This window comes from Halobacillus sp. Marseille-P3879 (assembly GCF_900240285.1).
In the GTDB taxonomy this organism is placed as follows: domain Bacteria; phylum Bacillota; class Bacilli; order Bacillales; family Halobacillaceae; genus Halobacillus_A.
Genome location: NZ_OESS01000001.1, coordinates 771,660 through 783,338, shown reverse-complemented (window position 1 = coordinate 783,338; position 11,679 = coordinate 771,660). Strand labels below are relative to the sequence as shown.

At 40.8% G+C, this 11,679-nt stretch carries 12 protein-coding genes and 1 pseudogene; 4 read left to right on the top strand and 9 right to left on the bottom strand.

Features of this window, described 5'->3' with window-relative positions; translation table 11 throughout:
• Positions 1-270: 270 nt before the first annotated feature.
• A complete protein-coding gene (locus C1A12_RS03900; protein ID WP_101842525.1) occupies positions 271-456 on the top strand; it encodes a hypothetical protein in 186 nt (61 codons plus the stop codon).
• Positions 457-566: 110 nt separating this feature from the next.
• On the opposite strand, the gene C1A12_RS03895 is transcribed toward C1A12_RS03900, so the two are convergent.
• The 4 genes from C1A12_RS03895 to C1A12_RS03880 all read right to left on the bottom strand — a co-directional run bounded on the left by C1A12_RS03895 (position 567) and on the right by C1A12_RS03880 (position 2,910).
• Positions 567-1,046, bottom strand: a complete 480-nt coding sequence (locus tag C1A12_RS03895; RefSeq protein ID WP_101842524.1) for a hypothetical protein — start codon at positions 1,044-1,046, stop codon at positions 567-569.
• A gap of 110 nt (positions 1,047-1,156) precedes the next feature.
• Positions 1,157-1,342, bottom strand: coding sequence for an aspartyl-phosphate phosphatase Spo0E family protein (locus C1A12_RS03890; RefSeq protein WP_235001529.1), 186 nt, complete (start codon positions 1,340-1,342; stop codon positions 1,157-1,159).
• 169 nt (positions 1,343-1,511) lie between these two features.
• The gene (locus C1A12_RS03885; RefSeq protein WP_101842523.1) at positions 1,512-1,838 is read right to left on the bottom strand and encodes a hypothetical protein; all 327 of its coding nucleotides are present in this window, start codon (positions 1,836-1,838) and stop codon (positions 1,512-1,514) included.
• Between the two features lie 58 nt (positions 1,839-1,896).
• The gene (locus C1A12_RS03880) at positions 1,897-2,910 is read right to left on the bottom strand and encodes a DUF3231 family protein (protein WP_101842522.1); all 1,014 of its coding nucleotides are present in this window, start codon (positions 2,908-2,910) and stop codon (positions 1,897-1,899) included.
• Positions 2,911-3,727: 817 nt separating this feature from the next.
• Between C1A12_RS03880 and C1A12_RS03875 the strand changes: the two genes are divergently transcribed.
• Positions 3,728-4,072, top strand: a complete 345-nt coding sequence (locus C1A12_RS03875) for a hypothetical protein (RefSeq protein ID WP_101842521.1) — start codon at positions 3,728-3,730, stop codon at positions 4,070-4,072.
• 148 nt (positions 4,073-4,220) lie between these two features.
• Here C1A12_RS03875 and C1A12_RS03870 read toward each other — a convergent pair whose 3' ends face one another.
• Positions 4,221-4,514: a YolD-like family protein gene (locus C1A12_RS03870; RefSeq protein WP_101842520.1), complete on the bottom strand. Its 294-nt coding sequence runs from the start codon at positions 4,512-4,514 to the stop codon at positions 4,221-4,223.
• Between the two features lie 233 nt (positions 4,515-4,747).
• On the opposite strand from C1A12_RS03870, the gene C1A12_RS03865 reads away from it, so the two are divergent.
• On the top strand, positions 4,748-5,416 hold the full coding sequence (locus tag C1A12_RS03865; protein WP_101842519.1) for a GntR family transcriptional regulator: 669 nt from the start codon (positions 4,748-4,750) through the stop codon (positions 5,414-5,416).
• 120 nt (positions 5,417-5,536) lie between these two features.
• A complete protein-coding gene (gene ilvD, locus C1A12_RS03860; RefSeq protein ID WP_101842518.1) occupies positions 5,537-7,240 on the top strand; it encodes a dihydroxy-acid dehydratase in 1,704 nt (567 codons plus the stop codon).
• Between the two features lie 506 nt (positions 7,241-7,746).
• On the opposite strand, the gene dat is transcribed toward ilvD, so the two are convergent.
• The 4 genes and pseudogenes from dat to hutI all read right to left on the bottom strand — a co-directional run bounded on the left by dat (position 7,747) and on the right by hutI (position 11,666).
• A complete protein-coding gene (gene dat, locus C1A12_RS03855) occupies positions 7,747-8,610 on the bottom strand; it encodes a D-amino-acid transaminase (protein WP_101842517.1) in 864 nt (287 codons plus the stop codon).
• A 57-nt stretch (positions 8,611-8,667) separates the two neighbouring features.
• Positions 8,668-9,987 carry a Na+/H+ antiporter family protein gene (locus tag C1A12_RS03850; RefSeq protein ID WP_101842516.1) on the bottom strand — a complete coding sequence of 440 codons (1,320 nt, stop codon included), beginning with the start codon at positions 9,985-9,987 and terminating at the stop codon, positions 8,668-8,670.
• Positions 9,987-10,201: pseudogene (locus tag C1A12_RS21625) on the bottom strand (arginase family protein); the annotation flags it as partial. The pseudogene C1A12_RS21625 and the gene C1A12_RS03850, both read right to left, overlap by 1 nt.
• A 208-nt stretch (positions 10,202-10,409) precedes the next feature.
• A complete protein-coding gene (gene hutI / locus C1A12_RS03840) occupies positions 10,410-11,666 on the bottom strand; it encodes an imidazolonepropionase (RefSeq protein ID WP_101842515.1) in 1,257 nt (418 codons plus the stop codon).
• Positions 11,667-11,679: the final 13 nt, after the last annotated feature.

Sequence of the window (11,679 nt, the reverse complement as noted above, 5' to 3'; positions counted from 1 at the left end):
AACTTGAGTAACAGGAGAAAAGGAAGAACTGTAACAATTTAAATTATCAGGAATCTGGTCTTTAGTCTTAATTTTCAGAAACTATATTTACAAAATAGGAGAAACCAAATATCATAAAATTACAAGATCTGTAAAACGGGAATACTTCCTTCATAAAATACATAAATAAAAAATTTAACATCGACACGCTGGGTGACTAGCCAAGAATGTTTATTCTTATGGGATATGAAGCATAAAATAAACAGAAGTGATTTTCCTAGGGGGATTCCTATGCGAGATAGTCTAATTCATTTTTCGAAGGAAAAAGAGGACCAACTCAACAATATGGATGATTTATGCCTTGTTAAGGAAATTCAAAGTTGGATTTCGCAATTTCAGGATGAAAATTTATCTATAACAGCTAGAGAGAAAGCTTTTCACAAAATTATTGATTTAACAAACCTATTGGTCAATTAACCATGCTACCATCCTTCAAAAGACCCGAGTTTAGGGTCTTTTAAAGGATGGTAAAGTTCTTGGGGATCTATGTTTTGTGATCGATAAAAACCTGCTACATGATTAAGTGTTTAGATAAACTTTTGATTTAAAGCCCAATATTCTTCCTTGAGGGTTTGTTTTAAAGCTCTTCTCTTGAATGGATAGGCAGAATTTTGAAAGCTTTCATGCTGATCAAGCAAAAAATAATCAGTTAGAAACTTGGGTTCTACTACCATCGCTTTTGTTTCTTCCAATAATATTAAACAGAGTTTCATGTCTCCTGTTTTTTCCTCCGATAGTGCAATAAGATGTTTCAAATGGGTTTGAGAAACTCCCCTAACTACCCCTTCTTTTCTTAACCTTTTAGAGGCCTCAATTGCCATTTTCTTAGAAAAAAATAAGGGGATAACATTACCCTCCATTCGAATATAATTACCGTTCACACCCTGTTCATAACTTGAAGCCTTCTCCATAATTGTCCAGAATGGTTCCCCCATGACAGATTCGTCAGGTAATAATTCAAAAAGAGAGTCTATCGTTTTCTCTATCCATTCATCTCTACTTTTCATAAATAGGTTTCTCCTTTCCTATATAAAATAATTGGATTTAGTTCTAAATGTGACTGTTTCTCAGAGCGTCTATGTTGCAATTTAAAAGTAAACAGGTTATGTAGTAGTGTTTAACTGCTTGCCTGCCCATAATATACATTTTGATAAATGGGCCTGTATAAATTCAATAGCTGATCCAACTCTTGACTACATTTAACAGCCTCTTTACTTGTGAATCCCTTGTGTAAAGCTAAATTAATCATTTTCTGTCTTTTTTTATTTATGTCCTGCAAGAGCCTTTCTTCTGCCTTCTTCAAAATATAAAATCCTCCTGTTTTCTTGAGATAACATGAGATTTATTATGGAGGGATTTAGTTTTAATTGAAATAGCTTAGACAAGACTAGTCATGACTAGACAAAATCAGATCATAGACCCGAAAATACAAAGAAGTAATTTTAGAGGAGACATTATACCTAAAAGTAATACTAAAATTGGCGGTCACCAAGCGTAATAAATCTTAAAAATAGCTCCAATCTGGATGAATAGATCAATCCTACAGTGAGGAAATAAGCACTAAAGGCACCACCAGCGTCTTTATAGGCATCCCATATGGCAAACATATAAATATACGGATAAAACATTAACCATTGATAATTGGTATACTCAATCGCCGATTGAATATCCCCCTGAAAGCTGTATATAATCACTTGGTTGAAGTTGTATTGAATATTGATGACAACTTCTAATAGAATGAAAAGCAGTCCCTTGAGAAACTGACCATTTAAAAATTGACAAAAACCCAGGGAAAGCAATACTCCAAAGGATTATCTCCATTTGCCTTTCCTTTGTCATGGTATTCCCTCTTTTGTGTTATGTCTGTTTTCTGGCTAGCTTCTCCCGGTCTTTTGTTCCAGGTGGCTGTTCAAGCCAATGGTTTTTAATCATGATATCAGCCCCATCCTTGGCATATTGGGCGATTCCTAAGGAGAACCTTTCATAATTAGCCACTAAATCACTTCGTTGGCTGGCCGCAGCAGCCGTGGCGTAATTCCCGATCCCTGCCGAAGCTAAAAGAGTCATATGAAACATTAATAACTTGTCTGAAAAGGTTTTAGTCGTCGAATGGCTTACACTGATATCCGGCAATCGAGGAGTGGCAATATCATTTTCAAGCAAAATCGAATGAAAGGCATTGATATGTTTATTAGAAATTTTTTTGCCGCGTAACATATAATCTTGAATTTCTTTAGATGGAGAGGTTTGAGCAAAAGCCAAACACAACTTTACTCCCACGGAATTGGTTAAGACATTCATATATAAGTGAGCGATTTCAATAGCGTTTAATGGTCTTTTGTTTGTAAAGGGATTTAATCCACTTAAATACTTCTTACTATCCACATAATCCGATTCATTTGGAACTTCAATATAAGGATGTCTGGGATGTACCCCTTTTGAATTAGCAATTTTATTGGTTTGATTATAGAGCGTGGATATATCCATTAACCCTTGGGTATAGAAATCACAAATATCCTCTCTTGCACTCATACCAACAAACCCACTGTATGACAGCATGCCCACTTTTGACATATGATTCACATAGGTTAAACAGAAAATGTCAGAAAATAGCCAAGGAGCGTCCATGTTCACGTCCTTTTCAGTAAAACCGTTAGGAATGGCATACTTTTCTTGTTCAAAAAGATGGACCAAAAAATCCAAATGACTCGATGAAAGATCATAGGAAAATTGAACAGCAGGTTTTATGTCTGTATCTTCTATGTGTTTGAGCATAAATTTTAAGATACATGTAGCCATACTACTATTCATATACGAAGTCCAAAGAGAACCGATTTCAGCTGAAGTTAAATAGATTTTATTTTGATTCATCATGTTAACCCCCTAAGGCTATATCATGATTATTCTTTGTAAATAAGCGTATATTATGCTCTAAAACAAACTTTTCAAATAAGCAGAAAGAAAAAAGGAAGGACTCACATTCCTTTTTTCTATATTAAAACTGTACGATCAGTTGCTTGCGGTGGTATTAGTTTTAAGGTACCTTTTTTAAACTCACTACGATAGACAAAATCCATTGTGTGTCAAATTACCACATCCTGGATTTTTTGGTTAGGGAGTGCAATTGCTGTCTTTAGGGGAAGTCATTTAACACGAACATTCCTCACAATGGGAAAGTCATCTTGGATCCAACTATATATGGATGAACATTCCAAGGATATGAGCTCCAATGTATAGAATAAAGACTTGCATGTTAAAATCACTTCCTTTTTGTTTTGCTAGCACTATCCAAGTGCTAGCATTTACTGTTGCTAATGCTTTTGCTAGCACTAATACTTTTACTAGTACTAGTGCTTTTACGTTCTAGTAGCAAATAACAAGTGTAAAATAATATATTTTTTTAATTGATTTACAAAAAGCAACAAAATTTGATTATTTCCTTGTGCTATTATTAGCTATATTTTTCCAGATAAGGAGAGAAGAAGTCTTCGATTGAAATACAACTTTCTTTATTAGATCCAGAGTGGATCGAGCTCATACAAAGAAGCAAAGAGGTTAGGTCTGTCTGTACATGAAGTTCAAGCTTACATACGAAGTAAGGAAAAGTGTGTTGCTAATAATTAATAAAAATGGATAATTACGCTAAATATTCACTTGATCAAATACGTGAAGAAAGAGGGATTAATTAATGTTATACGAAGAAACATTTGGAGTTTTTATAAACTGGAGAGAGGACATTATACAGCAATTTAAAACATTAGCTGAAGGGATTATGTTTAAAGATGACCCGAAACTTATAGCTAAGCCGGTCAACATATCTGACAACTCTCATACGTTAACTTGGTTAGTTCTTGACGAAAAAGGAAATAAGCGTGCAGATGTGATTTTTACAGTGAGAACGGGACAACACCATTTCTCTATACAAAACGGAAAGCGCATAGAAGTTGACGGTATGCTTTATTACTCAGCAAAAGTGAGTGCAGATCAAAAGATTTTTCTCAAAGATACATTTCCTATTATCTTGGCCACTTAATTTTCTTATCCTCTCTTCGCAACCCCTTAACTGTATTAACGAGAAGGCAAAGTAACCAGCAAAACAAAAAGACTTATTATTTTAATAAATAGTAAGTCTTTTTTATGACTTTTCCCCTTACAAGTCAGAGTGCTTGGAAGATGCTGAATCAAAGAATATCAACCTCGGCAATATCCTCAAATAAAAGATAGATGACCTCTTTCGATTTTGGGTCAATGCCTCTCACTTTCTTGGTACTTGGATTCATGTCCGTGACTTTGATAGCTGCGTAACTAAAATCAAAGCCATTATGATATTTAACCTTTACAGTCAATCCGTCAGCCATGGATCGTTGCAATGCAAAGCTGTTTTCCTCTATTTGTTGTTCATCCATGACAGGCTTTTCTATCCGTTTGTCTTCTATCCACATCTCTTTAAGTATTTCTATGTGTTCTGGCATCATGAAAGATGGCCACGGGAACTTTTGTTCTTATTATATGTAGAGAAGTGATATGAATACAATAAAAGATTTCTAGTTCAGCCACCAGTATTTATGTTGGTACGTGTGGATTTAAAATAAAGTTTAACTGTTTGTAAAAAAGTTGCACCGTATTTGAGTAGTTCTTTAAGAACGCTTGAAAAAATATTCCGTATGCGATATATTGCATATAATATATTTTAAAAAAGGAGGTCACCATGCCTGTACCCAAAAATTTTGCATTACCGGCACGAACATCAGCAAAAGAAAGAGCATTCGCGCAAATTCAAAAATGGATCATTGACGGCACTCTTCAACCCGGGGAGAAAATCATGGACGTAGAACTTGCGGAAACGCTTGCCGTAAGCCGAACGCCGATCAGGGAAGCATTACAACTCTTGGAAATACAAGGGCTGGTATCGATGTATCCCGGCAAAGAAACCCGGGTGAAACAAATTGAAAAAGACGACATTCTAAAATTGTATCCAACCCTGGCATCCCTTCACGCTTTGGGAGCCGATTACGCTGCCCAACGTGTTTCGTCAGACCACATTGATCAATTGAAAAAGCTGAATATACAGTTCGAGCAAGCGATCGAAAATGGACTTACGTTCGAAGCCATGGAAACCGATGAGCAGTTCCACAACCTGATTGTAGAACTCTCTGAAAATGAATATGTTGCTTCATTTAGCGCATCGCTGCAAATTCACATTCGCAGATTCAAGTATGTGTTCTTAAAAGAAAAGTGGCACGCAACGAAGGCGTCTGTCGAAGAACATAATTCCCTCATCAATGCTTTACAGCAACAAAACGCGGAAGAAGCGGCCGTGAGGATGAAACAAAACATTATCCGGCCCATGCACGAACTGTATGCATTTATTAAATAAAATCGAGATGGTTCATTTGAATAGTAAAACGAGGCACCGCAGTTTATTGCGGGCAGGGGTGGAAGAAGAAGAGATGAGTAAACCATTTATCGGTGTCTTTTATTATAGGAGGCTATCATTATGAGTCGGGAGAGGAAAGAATCTACAGAAGAAAAACAAGACCTGCGAATTCGAAGCAAAGCAATTAGTGAGAGTGAAAACCGTACACCGAACCGAGCCTATCTTCGCGCTCTTGGGTTTCAAGACGAGGATTTCAAAAAACCAATGATTGGTGTCGCAAGCACATGGAGCGAGGTTACCCCATGTAATATACATATTGGGGATCTTGCTCGCGATTCCAAACGAGGAATTAGTGAGGCTGGGGGAGCACCGCTCATTTTTAATACAATAACAGTTTCTGATGGGATTTCCATGGGTACGGATGGAATGCGTTATTCCCTTCCAAGTCGAGATCTTATAGCCGATTCAATTGAATCCGTTGTCGGTGCTGAAAATCTTGATGCTGTTGTTGCTATTGGTGGTTGTGATAAAAACATTCCTGGCTGTATGATGGGGATTGCTCGTTTGAACCTACCATCGGTGTTTGTCTATGGTGGCACGATTTTGCCTGGGAAATTGCACGGGAAAAATCTTGATGCTGTTTCTGCATTTGAAGGTGTAGGGCAATACAACAATGGTGAAATTGACAAAGATGAATTGCATCAAATTGAATGTGCTGCTTGTCCCGGGGCGGGTTCCTGCGGGGGGATGTTTACTGCAAACACAATGGCCTCCGCTGTTGAGGCAATGGGGATGAGCCTGCCTGGCAGTTCTTCTAACCCTGCAGTTTCAGCGGATAAGTCTAGGGATAGCCGAAAAGCCGGACAGGCTGTCTATAACCTGCTTGAGAAAGGCATTTATCCGAAAGACATTATGACGAAAAAAGCATTCCAAAATGCCATCACTGTCGTCATGGCATTGGGTGGCTCGACAAATGCCATTCTGCACTTGATGGCGATTGCACACACTATTGATGTTGATCTAAGTCTAGATGACTTTGAATATGCCCGCAAGCGTGTGCCACATATTGCAGACCTTCGTCCGAGCGGCAAGTATGTTATGGCGGATCTACACGATATAGGCGGGGTGCCCGCAGTCATGAAGTTGTTACTCGATAAAGGCTTGCTTCATGGAGATTGCCTGACTGTGACCGGTAAAACCATCTCCGAGAATCTCGCCGATCAACCGTCTCTTTTTGACGACCAGGAGATCATCGATTTTGATAATCCCAAACATGCCACAGGTCCCCTTGTCATTTTAAAAGGCAACCTTGCACCTGAGGGGGCAGTCGCAAAAATTTCTGGATTGAGTGTTACTCACATCACGGGGCCAGCTCGCGTCTTCGATAAAGAGGAAGAAGCAACGAATGCCATATTAAATAATGAAATTAAACCTGGCGATGTCCTTGTTATCCGTTATGCTGGACCCAAAGGGGCACCTGGTATGCCGGAAATGCTTTCGGCCTCCTCAATTCTTGTAGGCAAGGGCCTTGGCGAATCGGTCTGCCTGTTGACAGATGGGCGTTTCTCTGGGGGCTCTCATGGTCTTGTTGTCGGGCATGCATCTCCTGAAGCGCAAGTTGGTGGCCCCATGGCATTACTCGAAGAAGGCGATATGGTTACAATCGATGCTGAAAAGCTTGAAATCAGCTTTAATGTTTCCGATGAAGAACTTGAGCAACGTAGGCAAAATTGGCGGGAGCCGGAATTGAAGGCAAAGCGAGGTATTCTCTCCAAATATGCCAAGCATGTATCTTCAGCTTCGAAAGGGGCTGTCACAGACTAAACACCTTTGTAAATCAGCCACAGGTTAAATGATCCTGTGGCTTCTTATTTGTTTTTTTAATACCACTAACGGGCGCGATTGTGGAACAACGTAGGAAGAAAATGATCAAACTTTATTTCAAAGCTACAAAAAACCAATGCACGGTAACACGAATACAAGGACGAAAAAATTGCCCGGAGTCGAGCCAGCTATTGCAATATGGGGTCCGGGCAGATGTATATAAAGGTGGGAGTTATTAAAATCACGTGCTCCTGCAAGATGGGAATGGAAATATATAGGCACATTCTGAGTAAAATATCAATATTTGAAAGCCTGTTATGAACAATTCAGTCGATATAAGAAACTTCTTCAACGCAGTTCAAACATGAAAAGAGGGGTTAAGGCTCTTCTTCGGTAGTTCTACTCCCGTTAATACTTGATTCCACCTCCGCGTAAGGAGTCATGTGGGGAAAGGAAGGACTCAAGCCTTAGCTCTCGATTGGCTGGAATCCTCCGAAAAACTATAATTAAAATGTATATAAGTCGTTGGAAATGCTTTGTTCATACCGTTTCTGAAGTTTTCTGGTTATTCTCCCGACTTCTCCCCCGTTCACCTTGTGTTCATCAATGTGGGTAATGGGAACAACCTCAAGCGGGGTGGCCGTCAAAAAACACTCGTCTGCGGTATATAGTTCATTTCGGTCGATTTCACGTTCTTCCACGGGGAGGTTTAATTCTTTCGCTAAACGCAGAACGTGCAATCTTGTGATCCCATTTAAGATGAAGTGGTTAGCTGGATGTGTGATGACCTTACCATCTTTCACTAAAAAGAAATTAGAAGCTCCACATTCGCGAACAATGCCATCACGGACAAAAAGGGGTTCATAGAAACCGTTATGATAGGCATTCGTCATAGCCATAATATTCGGGAGTAAATTCAGAGATTTAATGTCACAGCGCAACCAGCGAATATCCTCCTGCACCGTAACGCTCACACCGTTCTGGAGTATTTCCACAGGCTTTTGGAAGTGGTCGATTTTTGCATAGTAGACCGCCTTTGATCCCGGGTTATAAATGTGAGCTCGCGGCTGAAGTCCGCGTGTCACTTGCACATACAGGTTGCCGTCCTGGTCAAATTGATTATGCCCGATGAGCTTCCCCAGTTCATCAATAAATTGTTCTCTCGAAATCGGAGGCGTAATGTTTAATTCCTTCATCGAACGAAATAAACGATCCAGGTGTAAATCAAGCAAATGCAAGGCACCCTTATATATACGAATGACTTCATACACTCCGTCACCAAATTGATAGCCACGGTCATCGAATGAGATCAGTCCGTCCTTTTCCTTAGAGTCAATGATGTCTCCGTTCCATAATATATATTTTTCCATTGGCCAACCTACTCCCCTCTTCTTGATTTAAAAAACACTTAATCTACCGTGAATTTATTAAAGCACCACTGCAGCCAACACACCAAATATAAACAGCGGGATGTTGTAATGCATGAATGTCGGAACACATGTATCCCAAATATGATGGTGCTTTCCATCCGCATTTAACCCGGAGGTAGGTCCTAACGTACTATCGGAAGCCGGTGATCCTGCATCCCCTAATCCTGCCGCCGTCCCAATCAAAGCAGCAGTAGCCATCGGTGAAAAGCCGACTTCTAAACAAATCGGCACGTACAAGGCAGCAATAATTGGAATGGTTCCGAATGAAGAGCCGATCCCTATGGTGACCAATAGCCCAACAAGCAACATTACAAACGCAATAACAAGGTGGCTGGTACCCAAAAGTTCGGAGGCCGAAGTAACAAGTCCTTTGATTGCCCCTGTATCTGTCAATACTTTTGCATAACCGGAAGCAATCAGCATGACGAACGCAATCATACCCATCATCTGAATGCCTTCGTTTACAAAACGTTCTCCGTCTCTAAACGGCACAACGACAAGCACAAACATACAAATAATACCTGTAAGCGCCCCCAAAACAAGGGACTCCGTAATTAATTGAACAACGAGGGCGGCGGCAATGGCGATCAATGTAAGGAAATGATGTTTTGAAAATACAAGGTGTTCGTGTTCCGCTGATGCCGCACTCTCCATTTCTGCAGATGTGAAATTGCTCATGGCACCAGGTTCCCTGTCTTTTCTGTAGGTAATAAATATGGCGAATAGCAGGCCTATTACCATACTAATACCGGGAAAGATCATCGCTTTCGTCACAGTTGAAAGAGCTACATCCATGCCGTTAGCCGACATTTCACTTACGATGATCCCCTGAAAAATCAAACCAAACCCTGCTGGTATCGTTAAATAAGGTGCTTTAAGACCAAAAGTTAACGCTGCCGCTACACCACGGCGGTCCACCTTCATCTTATCAAACAGGTGCAGTAACGGTGGAATGAGTATGGGAATAAACGCAATATGTACAGGTATGACATTCTGAGATAAACACGCTGCTCCTGCAATCACTAGTAAAAGGATCGAACGCTTTCCACTCATTAGTTTCACAAGTCTTTTCACCAAGAAACCTATGATTCCTGAGAACCCGACCATGACAGCGAAAATCCCCAGTAAAATATAGCTTAATGCAGTGTCGGCTAAGCCGCCCATACCGGAAATCATAAGCTCCGTTGTCTCTGTTAAGGAAAGGCCGGCCAGAAGACCCGCTACCTCAGCAGCTACAATTAGAGCTAAAATGACGTTCACCCTCAGTAAACTTAACATTACGAGGACAAGCACTGAAATAATAACAACCCATTCCATCAATGTTCCCCCTTCAAAAATTGTAATACTACATGCGCTGCAACCGGCTTGTCATATTGCGAAAATCAATAGCAGGATCAATTTCAAACTCTATCAATGGCTTCTACCATTTTTTCGCTTCCAAGAAATGCAGCCGCTTGCAGAAGTGTTTCACTGTCCATGCCTCCCGGTCCCCCGGTGCAAATGCCTGATCCAATACGTCCATATCGACTGATTTGTCCTCAATGGCATAGGTGGTATAGGAAGAAAAAGCAGACCGAATGGCCCCTGGTGCACTCGACGCACCAGAATGACTAATAGACGGATTGGAAAGCGGAGCACCAAGAATACCAAAACCCTTCCATGGCACGAGGAGTTCGTGTGCCTTTGTCACTCCACTATCTTTGAACGTCGCTTTTCCCGCAGGATATAAATGGGGGAAATCACCCACCTTTTTCAACCACCTTTTCCCCATTTTTAAACACCGTGTTCACATGATTCACACCATAGTGATAAGGAATATATAAGTAGTTAGGCGCATCCCATATGACGATGTCAGCCGCCCTGTCCACAGCAATTCTACCTGCTTGATCCCCACGTCCGATTGCGTGAGCAGCATTTACCGTCACCGCATGCCAAATTTCTTCAGGCGTCATTTTCAAGTTTAAGGCAGCCAGATTCATAATGAATTGCAAGTTTTCGGTTACGGAACTGCCCGGATTGAAATCGGTCGAAAGTGCAACTGATGCACCTGCTTCTATCATGTTTCTCGCTCTTGCGTGCTTTTCTTTCCCAAGGTAAAACGAGGTTCCGGGAAGCAATGTAGCAATCACGTTGTTTTCCGCCAGCATTCGCATGCCTTTGTCACTTGTACCGACGAGGTGATCGGCTGATATCGCCCCGACCTCCGCAGCCATTTCTGCTCCTCCGAGAGGATCAATTTCGTCAGCATGAATTTTGACGTCAAACCCGGCCTCTTTTGCTTTTAGTAAAAATTCACGGGACTGCTCAACGCTGAAAACCCCCGTTTCACAGAAGATATCAACAAATTGAGCGAGGTTCTTTTCTTTAATCTCAGGAAGCATCGCTATCATTTCATTTAAAAAAGCATCAGGGTTGCCTTTATAATTTTCAGGAATCGCATGGGCCCCAAGGAAGGTCAAAACCATATCAAGTTTGTGTTCCTCCTGAAGTTGTTTCGCCACCCGCATTTGTTTCATTTCTGTTTCGTAGTCAAGTCCGTATCCGCTTTTTGCTTCCATTGTTGTAATCCCATAGGACATCATCCGGTTGAGGTGAAATCTCGCTTTTTCGAGAAGCTCTTCCTCTGGCGTTTCACGCGTGGATTGGACGGTCGAAAGTATCCCTCCGCCCTGTTTTAAAATATCAAGGTAGGGGACGCCTTGCTGTTTCAATGCCATTTCGTGTTCACGCGAGCCGCCGAAAACGAGATGCGTATGCGGCTCGACGAGTCCTGGTGTCACTAGTTTTCCTTTGCAGTCGATTTTTTCTTCTGCCTCCATATGTTTCAAGTTGTGCGTTTTTCCAATAGAAAGGACCTTGCCGTCTTTGATTGCAACAGCTCCATCTTCCAAAACATCGAGCTTGCTCATATTCTCGCCTTTTACCGGACCGTCGCTGCGATCCATCGTTAACAATTGTCCGATTCCATATAATAGTACATCTGCTTCTTGTGTCATTATTCTCCACTCC

Coding starts and splice junctions, on each gene's coding strand:
- C1A12_RS03900 (WP_101842525.1), top strand. CDS start 271: ATGCGAGATAGTCTAATTCATTTTTCGAAGGAAAAAGAGGACCAACTC.
- C1A12_RS03895 (WP_101842524.1), bottom strand. CDS start 1,046: ATGAAAAGTAGAGATGAATGGATAGAGAAAACGATAGACTCTCTTTTT.
- C1A12_RS03880 (WP_101842522.1), bottom strand. CDS start 2,910: ATGAATCAAAATAAAATCTATTTAACTTCAGCTGAAATCGGTTCTCTT.
- C1A12_RS03875 (WP_101842521.1), top strand. CDS start 3,728: ATGTTATACGAAGAAACATTTGGAGTTTTTATAAACTGGAGAGAGGAC.
- C1A12_RS03870 (WP_101842520.1), bottom strand. CDS start 4,514: ATGATGCCAGAACACATAGAAATACTTAAAGAGATGTGGATAGAAGAC.
- C1A12_RS03865 (WP_101842519.1), top strand. CDS start 4,748: ATGCCTGTACCCAAAAATTTTGCATTACCGGCACGAACATCAGCAAAA.
- ilvD (WP_101842518.1), top strand. CDS start 5,537: ATGAGTCGGGAGAGGAAAGAATCTACAGAAGAAAAACAAGACCTGCGA.
- dat (WP_101842517.1), bottom strand. CDS start 8,610: ATGGAAAAATATATATTATGGAACGGAGACATCATTGACTCTAAGGAA.
- C1A12_RS03850 (WP_101842516.1), bottom strand. CDS start 9,987: ATGGAATGGGTTGTTATTATTTCAGTGCTTGTCCTCGTAATGTTAAGT.
- hutI (WP_101842515.1), bottom strand. CDS start 11,666: ATGACACAAGAAGCAGATGTACTATTATATGGAATCGGACAATTGTTA.